At 54.4% G+C, this 16,461-nt stretch carries 12 protein-coding genes; 4 read left to right on the forward strand and 8 right to left on the reverse strand.

Going from position 1 to position 16,461, the window contains the following annotated elements; all coding sequences use genetic code 11:
- Positions 1-93: 93 nt before the first annotated feature.
- Positions 94-327 (reverse strand): hypothetical protein, encoded by a 234-nt coding sequence (locus tag D781_RS01345; RefSeq protein WP_015344249.1) that lies wholly within the window; start codon positions 325-327, stop codon positions 94-96.
- Positions 328-756: 429 nt separating this feature from the next.
- Here D781_RS01345 and D781_RS01350 point away from each other — a divergent pair, with 429 nt between their 5' ends.
- The 4 genes from D781_RS01350 to D781_RS01365 are packed head-to-tail and all read left to right on the forward strand — an operon-like array spanning position 757 to position 5,503.
- Positions 757-2,448 (forward strand): lysophospholipid acyltransferase family protein, encoded by a 1,692-nt coding sequence (locus tag D781_RS01350; RefSeq protein WP_015344250.1) that lies wholly within the window; start codon positions 757-759, stop codon positions 2,446-2,448.
- Positions 2,449-2,501: 53 nt separating this feature from the next.
- Complete coding sequence (locus D781_RS01355) at positions 2,502-3,467, forward strand: HlyD family efflux transporter periplasmic adaptor subunit (protein WP_015344251.1); 966 nt, start codon at positions 2,502-2,504, stop codon at positions 3,465-3,467.
- Positions 3,460-4,383 (forward strand): ABC transporter ATP-binding protein, encoded by a 924-nt coding sequence (locus D781_RS01360; protein WP_015344252.1) that lies wholly within the window; start codon positions 3,460-3,462, stop codon positions 4,381-4,383. Before D781_RS01355 ends, D781_RS01360 begins: the two co-directional genes overlap by 8 nt.
- Positions 4,364-5,503: an ABC transporter permease gene (locus D781_RS01365; protein WP_041411697.1), complete on the forward strand. Its 1,140-nt coding sequence runs from the start codon at positions 4,364-4,366 to the stop codon at positions 5,501-5,503. The genes D781_RS01360 and D781_RS01365 overlap by 20 nt, the downstream gene beginning before the upstream one ends.
- 87 nt (positions 5,504-5,590) lie before the next feature.
- Here D781_RS01365 and ectB read toward each other — a convergent pair whose 3' ends face one another.
- The 7 genes from ectB to D781_RS01400 all read right to left on the reverse strand — a co-directional run bounded on the left by ectB (position 5,591) and on the right by D781_RS01400 (position 16,447).
- Positions 5,591-6,886, reverse strand: a complete 1,296-nt coding sequence (gene ectB / locus D781_RS01370) for a diaminobutyrate--2-oxoglutarate transaminase (protein ID WP_015344254.1) — start codon at positions 6,884-6,886, stop codon at positions 5,591-5,593.
- Between the two features lie 107 nt (positions 6,887-6,993).
- Entirely contained in the window at positions 6,994-8,280 is a 1,287-nt protein-coding gene (locus tag D781_RS01375; RefSeq protein ID WP_124014421.1) for a hypothetical protein, read from the reverse strand.
- 15 nt (positions 8,281-8,295) lie between these two features.
- Positions 8,296-9,669, reverse strand: coding sequence for a hypothetical protein (locus D781_RS01380; RefSeq protein ID WP_124014422.1), 1,374 nt, complete (start codon positions 9,667-9,669; stop codon positions 8,296-8,298).
- Positions 9,635-11,404: an ABC-F family ATP-binding cassette domain-containing protein gene (locus D781_RS01385; RefSeq protein ID WP_015344257.1), complete on the reverse strand. Its 1,770-nt coding sequence runs from the start codon at positions 11,402-11,404 to the stop codon at positions 9,635-9,637. The genes D781_RS01380 and D781_RS01385 overlap by 35 nt, the downstream gene beginning before the upstream one ends.
- 9 nt (positions 11,405-11,413) lie before the next feature.
- Positions 11,414-14,203, reverse strand: coding sequence for a lyase family protein (locus tag D781_RS01390; protein WP_015344258.1), 2,790 nt, complete (start codon positions 14,201-14,203; stop codon positions 11,414-11,416).
- Positions 14,196-15,236, reverse strand: a complete 1,041-nt coding sequence (locus D781_RS01395; protein WP_015344259.1) for a cysteine synthase family protein — start codon at positions 15,234-15,236, stop codon at positions 14,196-14,198. Before D781_RS01395 ends, D781_RS01390 begins: the two co-directional genes overlap by 8 nt.
- Entirely contained in the window at positions 15,233-16,447 is a 1,215-nt protein-coding gene (locus D781_RS01400; RefSeq protein WP_015344260.1) for an MFS transporter, read from the reverse strand. Before D781_RS01400 ends, D781_RS01395 begins: the two co-directional genes overlap by 4 nt.
- Positions 16,448-16,461: the final 14 nt, after the last annotated feature.

Consider the following 16,461-nt stretch of genomic DNA (forward strand, 5'->3'; position numbering starts at 1 on the left):
AGTCTGTTAACCTGGCTTCCGCGGGTTACGCCGTATTAAATAGAAAACCCCAGACTGCGTTTTGCGCAGCCTGGGGTTTGCTTACCGCTCAGCTTACTTGGCTGGACGACGGCCGAAGATGCCGCCGAAGATGCCGTTCAGCACGGACAGGCCAGCTTCGATAACTTCACCGATGCCGTTACCCAGGTTAGCAGCTGCGTCTTTAGCACCCTTGACGCCAAAGCTTTCGATCAATGCACCGATGCCGTTGCCTAATGCTTTTGCTGCATCAGCGATTTGACCTGCGCCAGAAACGTCCTGTAATTCGACTTTATTTAATTCTCTCATATTCATCATCCTTTTATATGACAGGTTTGTGTTTTTAACGTGAAGAAATAAATGGCGCCCAAATTAAATTGGCCGACCAAGCTATTCCGCCGACTACTTTTATCCAAGAGGGAATTAAAATCAACATAAAATACCGCCTGCATAGTATTTTATGATTATTCCTGACGTATGATTGGAAATATCCTTGTTTTTTCGTCCGGAGAAATGTGCTGTTTATTTATTTCTGGACTTTAAAACACCCTACCGGTTATATTTTATATAAATATCACGTTAGATGATGGTTTTGTGTCGACGATCCGTTTCTTATAATCCGTAGTTATACTTATATAGAAGACATATTTTTCTGTGAATCATTTTAATCAGCAGAGTGATTTTGTTGGTTTTTTATATTGATACTGCAAATCAGCTTGGATAATCGAAGGTACTTGTATGGATACAATCGGCAGGATTATTGAGGAGTTTTTCCCGGGGCGGAATATTTCTCCTCGCCGGCGTAGGTTAATTAAATGGGTGTTTGGTGAAGAAAAGATTGCGCACGTATTAAAAAAAGCCAGAGGAAAGCAAGGGATTGATTGGGTCGACTCGGTGGTTGATGCCTTGCAATTGCGCTTTGAGGCACACAGTGGCGATTACGATAATATCCCTAGCCAGGGGCCGCTGATTGTCATTGCCAATCATCCTACGGTTATCGACGGCCTGGCGCTAATGAGCACAATTTCACGCGTGCGTAAAGATGTGAAGATAATTGCTAACCATGTATTAACCTTTCTTTTTCCACCCATAAAAGATATTTCTATCGGTATCAGAAATATGCACGGCAAGATGAGCCATCGGCAATTTAAAGAGATGAGCGACCACCTAGAAAAAGGGGGGGTTTTGCTTATTTGTCCGGCTGGACGATTGGCCGGACTGTCGTTGGGCGGGCTGCGGGAGTCGCCATGGCATCCGGGATTTATTCACCTGGCACGGCGCACCCGAGCGACGCTGTTGCCGGTGCATATTCGCGGTATTAACAGCGTGTGGTATTACATGGCTGCGCTTGCCTGGCGCCCTCTGTCTAATCTAATGATTTTACGTGAAATAGCCCGGCATCAGGGCAGCGCGCTGCGCATAAAAATCTGCCGGCCGATCGCTCTTTCAGCCCTAAAGGCGGACAAAGCGCTGGAGTCGTTGGCTGCCGACTGTCGGTCCCATCTTTTGAACATCGGTACGGGCAAACCGGGTTTGGTGTCTACGCTGCCGGCGCTTGCCGCTCCGGAGCAGCGAAGCCTGCTGGCTAACGCATTGAGTCATTGTGACGTGTTGAAAACGCTGGGGGATGGTAAACGGGTCTATCTTTACCGCCATCAGGGTGAGGCGTATTCGCCTATTTTGCAGGAGCTGGGGCGGCTGCGTGAAGCCTCATTCCGCGCTATGGAGATGGGCTCCGGTGAAAAACGTGATAATGACGCTTACGATCTGGACTATTACCATGTGATTCTTTGGGATCCGCAGGCATTAGAAATTGCCGGCGCCTACCGCATTGTTCCGGCCGGTGAGCAGATCGCCAGACGTGGCGTAGAAGGCCTGTATAGCTATTCCCTGTTCCAATATACTCCTCCTTTAACGGATGACGTCGCCGAGAGTTTTGAAGTCGGCCGCGGCTTTATCCAACACCAATATCAAAAAACCAATGCGCTGGATGCATTATGGAAAGGCATTTTCTGTTTTGCTCAACGTTATCCCGATTATAAAAACCTGCTGGGGGTATTAACGATCCCTAAAAACTATTCTATTTCGGCACAGCGATTGATTATTAATTTTTACCAATGCTATTTCTCCGCGTCGCATCCGGATGGCCTAATGATGGAGGATACGCTCTTCCCGGATAGAGAATCCGACGCTCTGTTCTCCGGTGGTGATTTTCGCGCCGACTGGAAGCGGTTAAATGCGCTGCTGGATGAGGCGGGCTATCAACTGCCGTGGCCATTTAAGCAGATGGCGCGCTGGTTTTATCTTGGTGGTTCAATGCTGGTTGGCTTCAGAGACGACCAACGCTTTAATTCTATTGCCGGCTTGAGTATTTGCAAACTGGCGTCGCTGAAGAAAAGCTATCAATCCCACTATATTAAAACGGCGTGATTATTTATCGAAGGAAATGCGCCGGCGCCTCTTGGTATATAGGAATATCTTCAATGAACCTTATTGGTAAGGCTGTGCTGATTGCTGTTTTTTCTTTGCTCTGTTCGGGCTGCCGGGATCCGTCGTCTGATACGTTTTCCGGCTATGCTAACGGCGAATTTATCTATCTTTCTTATCACGCCAGCGAAAAGATTGAGCAGGTTCTGGTCAATAAGGGCGCTTGGGTCGAGAAAGGGCAGCTTTTGGCCACTATGGAATCTTTTAACGCCGATAATGCGCTGCGCATTGCAGAGAAAAACTATATGGCCGAACGCGCTCTGCTGCAGGATTTGCGTTCTGGCGACCGTGATAAAGAGCTGGATGTGGTGCGTGCGCAGTTAACGCGGGCGCGTGCCGCAGCCAAGCTGGCCAAGCGTCAGTTGGAAAGAAATCAGCCTCTTTATGCCAAACATGTTATCTCCGCCACGGAGTGGGAGAGCATGGAGGCGAATTATGCGCAGAAGAGTGCGCAGGTTAATGAACTGTCGCATCAGCTGACCGCCAAGGCGCTACCGGCACGGCAGGAGCGGATTAATAATCAGTCGGCGCGGGTGGCGTCCGCCAGGCTGCATCTGGACAAGGCGCGTTGGGATATGCAGCAAAGCCGGATCGTCGCGCCGCAGTCGGCATTGGTGTATGATGTTATCTATCGTCCCGGCGAGCGCCCCGCCGCCGGTAAACCTATTATCAGCCTGCTGCCGCCGGAGAATATCAAGGTGCGCTTCTTTGTGCCGGAAACCGGGCTGGCAGCGCTGAGCGTGGGATCGCGCATCGATATTTTGTGCGACGGCTGCCCACAGCCGATTGCGGGAACGGTTCACTATATCAGCCCACAGGCAGAATACTCGCCGCCGGTGATCTACAGCACCGAACGTCGTGAAAAACTGGTGTTTATGGCTGAAGCGCGTCCGGAACTGGCGCAGGCGCAGCAGATGAAAATCGGTCAGCCGGTGCAGGTGAGGCTGGTTTCCGATGAATGATTGGTGCATTGATGTTCATAAGCTGAATAAACACTTTGGCACCAATCATGTGGTGAAGGATTTTTCTTTACGCATTGGAAAAGGTGAGATTTATGGCTTTCTGGGGCCGAACGGCAGCGGTAAAACTACCTCGATACGCATGATGTGCGGTTTGCTCACGCCGGATTCCGGCAGCGGTTCCTGCTTGGGGATGGACATTTTTACCCAGCGCGAAGCGATTAAGCGGCGCATCGGCTATATGACCCAGCATTTTTCGATGTGGGGCAGTTTAACCATTCGGGAAAATTTATTGTTCATTGCGCGCCTGCATAATCTTGACCGGCGCAAGCAGCGTATTGAGCGTGTGCTGACGGAGATGGGACTGGCGCCCCGCCAGCATCAGCTGGCGAAGGTGCTGTCCGGCGGCTGGAAGCAAAGAATGGCGCTGGCCGCCTGTATGCTGCACGAACCCGAACTGCTGTTTCTGGATGAGCCGACGGCGGGCGTCGATCCTAAGGCGCGGCGTGAGTTCTGGCAAACGCTGCATCGGCTGTCCGACGCCGGCATCTCCATATTGGTCAGCACGCACTATATGGATGAAGCAGAGCGCTGCCATAAAGTGGCCTACCTTTCCTACGGCACCCTGCTGGCCAGCGGCGCCATTGAAGAGATTATTCAAGCGCAGAATCTTACCACGATCCAGGTGCGCGGCAGAGGGTTGACGCAGTTGGAAAGTCAGCTGCAAACCCTGCCCGAGATCGAGCAGACGGTCATTTTCGGCAATGCGCTGTATGTGACCGCCTGCAACGGCGAGCGGCTGCACGGTTTATTGACGTCGCGGCTGCCTGCGGGGTATGAGTTGTGCCGGGTACCGACCCAGCTTGAGGATGCCTTTACCTACCTGATGAAGACTCGCGATGAAAAAACCAATGATTAACTTTTCGCTGACGCGCTGGCTGGGCGTGGTGATCAAGGAGATCCATGAACTGCGTCGGGATCGGGTGAGTTTCAGCATGGTATTCCTGACGCCGCTGTTCCAACTGATCATCCTGGGTTATGCGGTCAATATGGATCCGCGCCATGTGCCGGCAGCGTTGCTGAACTATGACTCGGGGCATCTGAGCCAGGTATTTATCAGCGCGGCGCAGAATACTCAATATTTCTCCCTGCAGCCGGTATCCTCGGAGCAGGAAGCGAAAAAGGCTTTCGTGCGGGGTGATGTGATCTTCATTGTGACCATCCCGGCGGACTTCAGCCAGAAGATCTTGCGCGGCGAAAAGCCGCAGCTACTGATCCAGAGCGATGCCATTGATCCGATCGCCGGCGGCAACGCGCTGAGCGCCATCGCGCAGGCGTCAAAGAACATGTTTCAGTACGATCTGCCGGAGTCGCTGCGGGGCAGGGAAGGGACGGATAACGTCGAGCTGGTGGTACACCGCATGTTCAATCCGGAAGGGATCACGCAGTACAATACCATTCCTGGGATTATCGGCTCGATCCTCAGCACCACCATGATCTTGATGACCGCGCTGGCGATCACCCGCGAACGTGAGAGCGGCGCGATCGAAAACCTGTTGGTATCGCCGGTGACCGGGCTGGAAGTGATCGTCGGCAAGATCACGCCTTATGTGCTGATTGGCATGTTCCAGTCGGTGATGATTCTGCTGTGCGCGGTGTACCTGTTTAACATTCCGCTGCTGGGGAACGTGCTGTTACTCCTGACGGTGCTGACGGTCTATATTTTCCTGTGCCTGTCGGTCGGCATCACCATTTCCAGCATCGCGCAAAGCCAGCTGCAGGCGTTGCAGATGTCGTCGTTCTACTTTATTCCCTCGGTGCTGCTGTCCGGTTTTATCAGCCCGTTTATCAGCATGCCGGTCTGGGCGCAGGCGATTGGCTCATGCCTGCCGCTGACCTACTTTATTCGCTTAATCAAAGGGGTGATGCTGAAGGGGTACACGCTGGCGGAACTGTTGCCGGATTTGCTGCCGTTGCTGGGGTTGGCGGCGCTGGTGATGTTTATCGGCCTGCGCTCCTATCGGAAAACGCTGGATTAATCTCTGATGGCGCAATGGCGTTAGCTTATGGGCACGCTCCCATGGATTAACATGGGAGCGATAAACGTTGCGACGTACCGATGCGCCTTATTCGCACAGAGAAGGCGGCGTACTCAGCGGAGTAAGGATGTGCTCCATGGCATGGCTGATGATCTGTAGGCCTTGCATCAGGAGTTCGGCAGATATAGTTAATGCAGGCATAATTTTTATAACCTGGTCGCGGGCACCGCTTCGCTCAACGATCAGTTTCCGGGTAAAGCAGTGGTCGGTAACGGCTTTGGCGAGATGGTGGTCGTACAGTTCGATGCCATAAAACAGTCCGCGTCCGCGTACGGCCTTAATCCGATCGGGGTAATTGGCGCGCAGCGTATAGAGTTGCTGCTGTACGATCGCTTCGAGTTCCGCAATATGCTCAACCAGTTTGTCGTCCCGCCAATAGCATTTGAGCGCCGCGCCTGCCGTAATAAACGCGGAGGCATTGCCGCGAAAGGTGCCGTTATCTTCGCCCGGACGCCAGAGATCCAGTTCCGGCGTATAGAGCAACAGCGAAAAAGGCAAACCGTAGCCGCTCAGGGACTTCGACAGGCAAACCATATCCGGCACGATGCCTGCGAACTCAAAACTGAAGAAGTGCCCGCTGCGTCCGCAGCCGGCCTGAATATCATCAATAATTAATAAGATATCATGCCTTTCACTTAACCGACGCAGGCGCTGTAGCCAGGGAGCGGAGCAGACATTGACGCCTCCTTCCCCCTGTATGGTTTCCACGATGATGGCTGCCGGGATTTCTAAGCCGGAGCTGTTGTCATCAAGCAATTTCTCCAGGTAGTCCAGAGTATCAAGCCCCGCTAGATAGTTTTCATAAGGCATCCGCGAAATATGCGGATCGACGTGCGGCTGGCGGAGGTCGCGATTGCCGGTCAAACCTAATGCGGTATTTGACATGCCGTGGAAGGCATTGGTAAACGCAATGATATTCGCCCGGTTTTTCACTTTTCTTGCCAGTTTTATCGCAGACTCAACCACGCTGGCTCCGGCGGGGGAAGTGAACTGCATTTTATACTGCAGCTCGCGTGGTTCCAGAATGATGTCATTGAAATACCGGATGAAATCCATTTTTTCCACCGAGTGCATATCCAACGAAGCCTGGAGGCCGTCGTTTTCCAGGTAGCCGATCAGCGCGCGTTTAAGCGCGGTGGGATTGTGTCCATAATTCACCGCACCGGCACAGCTTAAGAAGTCCAAATAGGCGATGTTATCGCGATCGTAGAGATGACAGCCTGAAGCCGTCTGGAAAATAACGGGGAAATTACGGCAATAGCTGCGTGCAGAGGATTCGTGGCGGGAAAAAATAGCCACTGACGAGTTGTCTGTGTTCATCATGCAATATTTCCATGTAACCGGAGATGAATGTTGGCGACGACAATCCATGTGAACTGTCGAACGTCTGTACACTGCATTATTCGTCGTTTGCTGATGCGAATTTTGGGCTAGCTCGGCGTAATGATTGTGACTGCCTGTACCGCAGCCAGTTGGTTTATCAAGTCATAGAAGAGCGCCAGCTCATCCCTCTTGAGCTGAGAGGCTGCTTCGCCGAGAGCGACAGGGGTTCCCTGATTCAGCATTTGCAGCATCGGTGCGTAGTCATGACGGGTGTGGATGGTGACAAGGTGGCCATTAGCGGCGATGCTCAGGGCGTTGTCCATGGTTTTACGCCAACGTAGCGGAAATTGCGCGGCAAGCTGAATAACGCTGTGCGCGGTTGCTGTCTGACACTGGTCGGTGGGCAGGGCCTCTGGGCAGACGTTAAAGCCGTTGGCGGAGAGCAATCGCATCCAGAAGGCGGACATCTGCTCCGGCCTTAACGGGTGATGGATCGCGGCAAACGACGCCAGCAGGCTTGCCGGCGGCTGCTCTGCACTGGCCTGGAGGTTGTCGATGTCGATTGGCAGGCTGACATGGTGCAAACGGCCATCGGGCATGCCCGCGTATTCAAAATGATCGCTGGCTTCACGGCGTTCGTTCAGCGGCGGGCAGATCAGCGTATTGATAATATACGGCGTGATGTCTGCGTATTCTTGCAGCGCCAGCGTCAACGAAACATTGAAGGGGGCGCGAAACAATGTGGCGTACCAATATTTCTTGGGTATGCAGCTGAAGCCCTGCTCTGGCGTGGCCAGGCATTCCGCCCGATCGAGATGTGCCTGATAGTCAGTGCTTCCTTTGAGTGCGGGATGTGTCTGCAGATACTCGGCGGACCATAAGAGGTGCTGCAGTTCGCCGATCAACGGCAGATGTATACTGCATTCGGGGGCGAAGCCTACTCCGGCGCCCTCGCCGGTTCTGTTACTGATGGTGACGCGCGTCGCTACGCCCAGCTTATTCATGCCCCGGCGTTGAAACAGCGGTTGCAGAAACAGGCTGCCCCAGCGCCACAGAAGGTGATTGACCCGCTGCGGATCGTGAACAACCAGCCTAAACCGTACGCCCAGCGCCGCCATCCTGCGCTGATAGCCGGCAAAATTGCCGTCTTCCGACGTTGGATACAGGGTTTGCGCGTCGGCGGCCGGCATGGCGTCCTGCTGCCAGTCCAGCTCGACGCCCCATTCGCCAAGCAGATGACGTCGGCAGCATTCAACTACTGCGGCGAAGAGCGCGGACTGAGGAGGCGGCTCTGTGCAGTGCCGCTGAGCGGAAGAAAACGCGTGTCGGCCATAAAAATCGGCGGCGACAGCGTCCCAGAATGCCTGACTGTTGTCGAGATCAAGATTCATCATGTGCTCCTGCGGTGATTAGTCAATGGCCGATGACGCGCCGACCGGGCTCAGTGCGCGCGTTGCGTATAAAAATGCCAGCAGGCGTTTGGCCGTGTCGGTTTCTAGCGCATGGCTGGCCTGATAAATCTCTGCACCCTGCAGCTCGTTGTGCGTATTGAGGTAACGGATAAAGTCACGGATATGCGCATACGGGGCTGGACAGGCCAGCAGATAGCCATTGGCGGCGATATATAGCGCGTCGTCATGACGCTGCATCAAAACCGGGAAGTCGGGGTAGAGGCGGTAACGCTGCTGTCGGTCGATCTCTCCTGTCTGTAGTGCCGGCGGTGAGGTAAAGCCGAAGGCAGACAGCAACCGGAGCCAGAATTTTGCTGCGGCTGAGGGGGAGGTCATGTGGGATAGACGCTGGAAAACCTGACTGACAACCTGCGGCACGTCATAGGTCGCGACATCAGGAGTGGATGAATATGACACTCCCGCCACCTCCAGCGCGGCGGAGGGGCGGCCGCCGAGTTCAAACTGATCGTTAAGCTTGCGGGCGCCGCTCAGCTGCGGCAGCAGCAGATTATTGACAAGATAAGGGCGGATATCGCTGTATTCATGCAGGGAAAGCGCAAGAGCCACCGACAGCTCCCCGCTGTTTTCCGCGATATGCCAGGCCTTTTTCGGCCAATAGGTGAATTCCCCCGGATGGCTGGTCAGGCTGCGTGCTGCATCTCGGTGGGTGTGATAGTCGAGGCTTTCCGCCAGATCGGGATTATCGCGTACATACTCGGCGGACCAGAAGCGCATGGTTTTTGGCCCGACAATAGGAAACTGGAAAATACTTTCGGGATCGAAGTGTACGCCGAAGCTGGTTTTAGCATAGTTGCCGATAAATAATGCGTTATAGATACCGATGTTATTCATGCCATTTTGCTGGAAGATCGGACGCAAAAACTGACGGCACCAATGATACAACTCAAAATCCAGGCTTTCTGGATCGTTGATGATCAAACAGTATTCGCGACATAGCGTCGTCATTCTGCGGTGATAGCCGGCAAAGTTGCTGTCGGTCGGCAGAGGAAAATAGGCGCGTGCGGCCTCAACGTCGTCCAAACCGCTGCCGGAGAGCCAGGCTTTACCATCCACGAAGAGGCGCACGCCCCATTGGCCGTTCTGCGCACGTCGGCAATAATCCACCACGGTGGTGAACAGAGCGTCAGCATCGAGAGGTGATGCCTGAGCAAACGGGCCGGAGGCGAATATCTCCTGATTGTGGTAGTGAGCAAGAAAATTGTCCCAAAAATCCTTACTGCATGTTGTCGTTGTCATCATTGCGCCCTTCAGTCGTGAGTCCATGGGGTGAGAGGTGCTAATTGAGCTTTGCGTACAGGTTTTTGATCTCATTGCGCCATTGCGCGTGCTTGTGCGGCTTCTGGTGCTTGGGTTTGCGTGACAGATCGTCAGCCAGCTTGTTTTCCAATTGAATGATCATGTCGAGTATCATTTCTTCGCTGCTGAGATTGGCGTTCGTAGGCGGCTCCGGCGTGCGTGTCGAAGAGAACTTCACCTGCGCGGCTGCCGTGGCGATGTCTTTATCGATGCTGTCGTAGTAGGCCTGGCTGGATGACACTTCTTCCAGTTTGGCGTCGCTGATCATAATGAAGCGATTGGCGACGTTATCGATGAATGCCCGATCGTGGGAAGTCACCAGCATCGTGATTTGGTTTCTGATCAGTTCCGTTTCTAAATCGATTTTGCCGAAGATATCCAGGTGGTTGGTGGGTTCATCGAGGATCAAAAAATTCGGTTTGTTAATTTTTAAGATCAGAAACAGCAGGCGTGAACGTTCACCGCCGCTGAGCAGGCTGATACGTTTACTGAACTCGGCATACTCGAACCCGGCGGCAATCAGCGCCTTCTTGCAGGTAACATCATCAACATCCGGCGCGTTGTCGCGCACCGCGTCAAAAATGGTTTGCGACAGCGGCAAGGTACTGAGTTCCTGATCGAGAAAACCCAGGCTGCACTGCGGCGAGAGCGTGACATCGGCCGGAATGACGCGATGTGTGCCGCCCTGCCCTTGCCGCTGCGCATAGGCGGTAACGATAGTGTGCAGTAAGGTCGATTTGCCGGCGCCGTTATTACCCAGCAGCGCGATGCGATCGCCGGGGCGGATATAAAGCTGCTCAATAAAAAACAGTGAATTATCGCGTTCGGCGCCGAGGTAGCCAATGTGCTGTTTTTCTATCTGTAAGATGTTTTTCGATTTGATCTGGTCGCTGTCGAGGGTTAGCTGATAGGTTTCACCGGCGGTAACCCTGGTCTTCGCCTTTTCGAGCTTTTCCACGCGTTTTTCGATAGACTTGGCCTTGCGGGCAAACTTTTCATTATCGTAATTTTTCCCCCATTCGGCCAACCGCTTGGAGCTTTCCTTCAGGCGGCTAATGTTCTTTTCTTCCGCACGTAAGCGTTCTGCGTCGGCGGCGTCTTTTTCCCTTAATGCGGCAAATGCGGCGCTAAACGGCAGGGCAAAGCCGGTAAGCTGACGATCCCGCAGGAACAGCGTCTGATTGGTCACCTGATCAAGAAAATCACGGTCATGTGAAACGATGATAAAGGCGCATTTCAACCTGGCGTTCAGGTAGTGTTCGAACAGTTTCATGGTGCCGGCATCCAGGTGGTTGCTCGGTTCGTCAAACAAAATAATGTCCGGTTCGACGATCGCTGCCATTGCAAACATCAGTTTGGTTTTTTGTCCGCCGCTGAGCGCCGAGACCGGCAGGGAGAAATCGGCCTCGGTAAAACCGAGCTCATAGAGCGCCTTGCTGGCCTTATAGTCGGCGAATTCGTCAACGCTGCGGATTTTTTGACTGATGCTGTCCAGCAGCGTCATCGCTAACAGAGATTCATCGATAAACTGGGAAACCATTTCCAGCTTAAGCCCGCGTACGTGTTCAATCAGCCCATCATCCGGCTTATAGTGTCCGGCGAGCAGTTTCAGTAAGTGGGTTTTTCCCGCCCCGTTATATCCCACCAGAGCAATGCGATCCTTATCGGAAATCGTGACCGAGAGCTCGTCAAACAACAGCCTGGCATCGATTGAATATTTCACTTTGCTGCAGCTAATTAATGTTTCCATATCTTTACCTTACGAATCGGTTGGCGACGCTGCGTCACCGGGAAACGGGGAGGAAAGGGGGGACTGACGTTCCAGTTCGGCGATAAGCCTTTCCCGTTCACCACGCGCCGCATCAAGGTGGTTTTCCCATTGGTAGTATTCCGCGGCCAGGTTCGCATGCGTCGTACGCAGGCGGTCGATATGTTGTTGCACCGCGTCGACCGCCGCGCCGCCGCCGTAGCGGTGGAGATCGATCAGGTTGCGCACCGACATATCGTCAGCTTGGCCGGCCTGCGTGAGCAGCCGTTGCATTAGCGCTAAACGTTGACGATCGTCGGCCTGTGGGGATTCCGCCAGCAGTGCGCTGATGGCGGCACCAACCTGATGATGGGCGCTGCGGAAGTTGTCTTCCTTGTGCTGCGTCAGCCCCTCGGCGGCGCAGGTCGCCCAAGTAAAGTGGCGGACAATCAGCGCCTCGCCTTGCTTGGCGTTAACTTCAACGCCGGCGACCAGCAGCCTCATCATGGCGAGCGTGCGGCTGGCCTGACGCAGCAGCACCGGCGTTAGGCGCGCGAACGTAGAGGAAATCTCATAAGAATTACTCAACGGCGTTTTATGCAGAGCAAGGGCCAGCGCCTGCTGCCGGGCCAGCCACTCATCGACGCTGGCTTTAATCCACTCCAGCAGCCAGGGGTTTTTCTTCTGCGGCATGGAGGAAGAACCACCGGATAAACGGTCAGGGAAGGTCAGCACGCCGCTCTCTTGCGTCGCCAGGAACTGCCAGTCCTGCGCGATGCGGCTGAGTTGCAGCATCGCTATCTGCACTTCACTGCATATGCGCAGATTGTCGTCGCGCGAACTGACCGCCAGCAGAGAATTGGCGCAGCTGTGGCGTAATCCCAGCAAACTGGCGCTGAACTCCGGCGCCAGAGGCAGCGTTGAACCGCACCCGGCGCCGGCGCCTAACGGGCTGCGGAATCCGTCCTGCAGCCGCTGCAATAAATGATGCAGGGTGTCGGTCAGCCCCTGCGCCGCGGCGGTCAGATAATGGGCGAAGCTGCCCGGCAGCGCCGTCTGATACTGGCTATAAATCGGCAGGCTGTACGCGCCGCTTTCCGCCCGATCCAGCAGCGTTGCCGACAGCTGCCAGCATTGGCGAAATACCGCCAGTGTGAGCTGACGCAGCTGTAATAGGTTAATGGCGGCGTTCAGGTCGTTGCGAGAACGCCCCAACTGTAGCTGGCCGGCGGCCTCGGCGCCCAGCGTTTCACTCATCCAGGCTTCCCAGGTCAGATACAGCCCGCGCGGCTGCGGCAGTCCCGCGATCTCGCGGAAGCGGTCGTTGCGTAAACGGCGCATCTCACGCAATAACGCCAGCGCATGGCGCGGCTGGATCAATTGCTGACGATACAACGTAAGCAAGTGCGCTTCGTCGATATCCGCCAGCAGGGCGCATTCGTCGCTGGTGGTATCGGCGACGTCGCTCAGCAGCGCTTGAGCTTGGGGATCGAGTGCGTTGGCAAGGCGTCCGGTGTTCTCAAGGCGCTGGGCAATACGTTGTGCTTTATCCGCCGCCTCTTCATCTGTCGGCGCGGCAAATTGCACGGTGACGCCATCCAATGCCTGCTGCGCCTGAACGGCGGCGATGTCCGCGTCAGGCGACGTTGCGATCGCATAGGCCAGCCGGGCGGAGAAATCGCCGATATGGCGGATTTCATCGCCAGAACCTCGCAGAGGGCGCACCATGCTGACGGATTCGCCGACGTTGGCAGGCAGCTGCAGCGTCAGCAATGTTCCCGGGCGTTCAGCCAGCATAAAACGGATGGATGCATGGCGTTTGGCAGCGGCGAACCGGCTCGCCGCCTGTGGCGTGAACCAGCGCACCGCCCGATCGCAGTACAGATCAAACACCAGATCCAGGGGATCGTCATCGCAACTGTTGGCGATCAGCTGCGGAATCATACCGCCCGCCAGTCTGGGATTGATTTCAATAATGCGGGGCTGATGGTCAACAAGGCGCAATTCGATATGCGCCGGCCCAAAAGTAAATCCGACCGCATCCAGCGCCGCCAGGCAGACCTCTTCAATGCGTTGGCGGGTTGAGGCATCCAGAGCCGCGGGAAAATCGTGACCGCTTTCCACGAAATAGGGCTGCGGGCCCAGATGTTTTTGGGTAATGCCCAACAGGGTGTGTTCAGCGCGATAACTGATGGTTTCTACTGAATATTCAGGGCCGTGCAGAAAGCGCTGGCATATTAAGGTGGTATCCGCATCGGCCACATCAGACAAATAATCGGCGAGGTTCTCTGCATCGCTGATTTTTCGCACGCCGATGCTGCCGGATGAGGCGCGGGGTTTGACTACAAAAGGGGCGCCTACGTGGTTGACGATATGCTGCCAGAGCGCCGTGGTGCCGTGCTGCTCTGCCGCGGGGAACCTGATGGTGTCGGCGGTGGGAACATGGCAGGCCTGCAGGCACTCGGCAAGCCGCCATTTATCCCGACAGCAGGCGATCGCTTCCGGGGCGTTGCCCGGCAGCCCCAATGCCTGGGCGACGCGGGCGCTGATTTCAATAAAATACTCTGAGGTCGACATGACGCAGCGCACGTTGCTCAACTGAGCGACACAGCGCTCGACGCTGGAAAAATTCCGGCTATCCAGGGATATAACCTGGAGCAGATAATCGTTGAGGAACGGGTATTTTTCCGGATTGGCAGTCAGGAAGTAGACGCGAAAACCGGCTCGCAGGGCCTTGTCCAGCAATATTTCACCGCTGCCGGTTGTGTTGCTTTCAATAAAGACACAGCTCTGATTAGCCATGGCGTGTTACCTCGTCGAAGCTTCTACGCCGCCAAGGGAAATGTAGCCAGGGCGCCTTGAGCAGCTCCACCTGGTGTAAGCTGCTGATCGTGGAACACTGCTGCGGCATCGGCAACTGTGCATAGCCTTGCGTGGCCAGCCAACTGTCGCAGTAGACGGTATTCATATAGCGCGTACCATCATCAGGGCCGATAAAGATTACTTTTTGGTCCGGCGATGCCTCCGCGGCGATGGATTGCGCAACAAGGTAGGCGGCGCCGGTGGTAATTCCGGCAAAGACGGCATGTTTGCGGTACAGTTCGCGCGTACCGGCGTAGGCGGCTTCTGCGGCAACCCAATGGATATCATCATAGAATTCATGCTGCAGATTCTTGGGCAGCAGGCTGTTGCCCAGGCCGCGCAGCTCGCGTGGTGACTCGGGCAGTCCGAACAGCACGGAGCCAAAGGTATCGACCACCACCATGCGAATCTTTGGATTCATTTGGCGCAGATAGCTGATGGTACCGCTGGTGGAACCGCCAGAGCCGACCGTGCCTACCAGAATCAAGCGATCGCCAAACTGACGCAGCAGCAGGCGGGCGAAGTCATGGTAAGCCCGCATATTGTCCAGGTTGTCATATTGCTGGCACCAGAAGGAATTTTTATCTTGGCCGAGCACCTCCTGCACGATGCGCAGGCGTTCAAGCTGGTGGTTGCCGTTTTGGTTCGTCGCGTGGGTAATGACGACTTCGGCGTTCAGCTCTTTCAGCCGGGCGATCAACGTGCTGTCCATGGCCGGGTCGCCGACGATGGTGACCTTGAGATCGTGGTAGTGGCAGGTCAACGCCAGCCCGAGCGCAAACGTGCCGCTTGAGGAGTCGATAACATGGGTGTTTTTGTTAATACGCCCCGACCGCAGGGCATTACTGATAATATTGTGCGCCGGAATGGCCTTCATCACGGTAAACTGCGCCAGAAACAGGTTGCGATCCAGCTGATAAAGATCGGGCTGGAGATATTTCTCAAATGCGCCTTGATAGATCGATGTTCTCATCCTTCACTCCTTGCCACTTCTTCTTGCTTAAGGCCGCCGCTTTGGCTACGGAAGTAGTAATAAATCAGCGCCACGGACAGCAGCGGAAACAGACTGGAGAGCTGGGCAACCATCCCAAAGCCGACGGTATTGCTTAATTGGCTGTACAAATAGAATCCGACCGAAATAAACGTTGTTTGCACAAAACTGCTGAATGAATTGGCAAATGAACGGATATGGCTGGCGAACTTGCTGTTGAGATAGGTGATGTAGATCGGTTCGATAATCGCCACCACATAGGCCAGTAAAAAGAAGCTGGCCACGCTGAGGTAAATGCCGCCGATGTCCGACAGCAGGAAAATAACGCTGAGCAGCAGCGGACACACAAAGAAGGCGATGCGATAACGGTGTTTCTCCGGCAGTTTATCGCTGGTGAAGTACCCGACGGCGCTGACGAATTCGACGATGGCAAAGATCATGGAGATGATTTCTACCGATAGTCCCTGGCTTTTAAAGGCGGACTGGCTGAACACCAGGTACGGCGTGTAGACAAAATAGATACATGCCATAAAGAGTAATATCGGCAACAGCGCGCGCCCATTGCCGACAATAAAGTAGGTCGTGGCATCGCGTACGATAGATAAATCCTCATCATGCTCATGATTTGTCGTGTTTTTTTCCGGGATAAAGGCGATGGCCGTCAGGCTGATGACCAGCGCTGCTGCATAGGCCAGATAAACCATATCCCAGGAAACAGACTGCAGAACGCCGCCGACGATGATGGCGACCCCGAGCACGATGCTGCCGATGGTACGACAGAGCGACTCCATCTTGATAAACGACGCCTCGCGGTCATGGCGCTTGTATATCTCATAAATAAGGGAGCGATCGCTACCTGAAACCAGACTCATCGCCAGCCCGTAAGCAGTATAAAACAGGATAAATGCCGTCATGCCGGTAAAGCTGATCACGCTGAAGCAATAGCCGATGTACACCAGCAAGCCGATGATCACGCTTTTCTTCCGGCCATACTTATCGCTGAGTAGACCGGTGGGGATCTCGAATAGAAATGACGAGATAAATAGAATCGACTGCAGCAAGCCTATTTGTTCATTACCGAATCCTTTGGATACGAGAAACAAGATAAAAATGCCGCGGTCAAAAACGGCTTGTGACGCAATGTAATAAATAAAGTAAGCGCGCGAACTGCGTTTAAGTAAGCTATTGCTCATAACATCCACTTTAA

The organism is Serratia sp. FGI94, assembly GCF_000330865.1.
GTDB classification, from domain to species: Bacteria; Pseudomonadota; Gammaproteobacteria; order Enterobacterales; family Enterobacteriaceae; genus Serratia_B; species Serratia_B rubidaea.

Excerpts from the sequence above, each read along its gene's own strand:
- D781_RS01365 (WP_041411697.1), top strand. The coding sequence starts at position 4,364 with ATGAAAAAACCAATGATTAACTTTTCGCTGACGCGCTGGCTGGGCGTG.
- D781_RS01375 (WP_124014421.1), bottom strand. The coding sequence starts at position 8,280 with ATGATGAATCTTGATCTCGACAACAGTCAGGCATTCTGGGACGCTGTC.
- D781_RS01380 (WP_124014422.1), bottom strand. The coding sequence starts at position 9,669 with ATGAGATCAAAAACCTGTACGCAAAGCTCAATTAGCACCTCTCACCCC.
- D781_RS01390 (WP_015344258.1), bottom strand. The coding sequence starts at position 14,203 with ATGGCTAATCAGAGCTGTGTCTTTATTGAAAGCAACACAACCGGCAGC.
- D781_RS01355 (WP_015344251.1), top strand. The coding sequence starts at position 2,502 with ATGAACCTTATTGGTAAGGCTGTGCTGATTGCTGTTTTTTCTTTGCTC.
- D781_RS01350 (WP_015344250.1), top strand. The coding sequence starts at position 757 with ATGGATACAATCGGCAGGATTATTGAGGAGTTTTTCCCGGGGCGGAAT.
- ectB (WP_015344254.1), bottom strand. The coding sequence starts at position 6,886 with ATGATGAACACAGACAACTCGTCAGTGGCTATTTTTTCCCGCCACGAA.
- D781_RS01360 (WP_015344252.1), top strand. The coding sequence starts at position 3,460 with ATGAATGATTGGTGCATTGATGTTCATAAGCTGAATAAACACTTTGGC.
- D781_RS01385 (WP_015344257.1), bottom strand. The coding sequence starts at position 11,404 with ATGGAAACATTAATTAGCTGCAGCAAAGTGAAATATTCAATCGATGCC.
- D781_RS01395 (WP_015344259.1), bottom strand. The coding sequence starts at position 15,236 with ATGAGAACATCGATCTATCAAGGCGCATTTGAGAAATATCTCCAGCCC.
- D781_RS01400 (WP_015344260.1), bottom strand. The coding sequence starts at position 16,447 with ATGAGCAATAGCTTACTTAAACGCAGTTCGCGCGCTTACTTTATTTAT.
- D781_RS01345 (WP_015344249.1), bottom strand. The coding sequence starts at position 327 with ATGAGAGAATTAAATAAAGTCGAATTACAGGACGTTTCTGGCGCAGGT.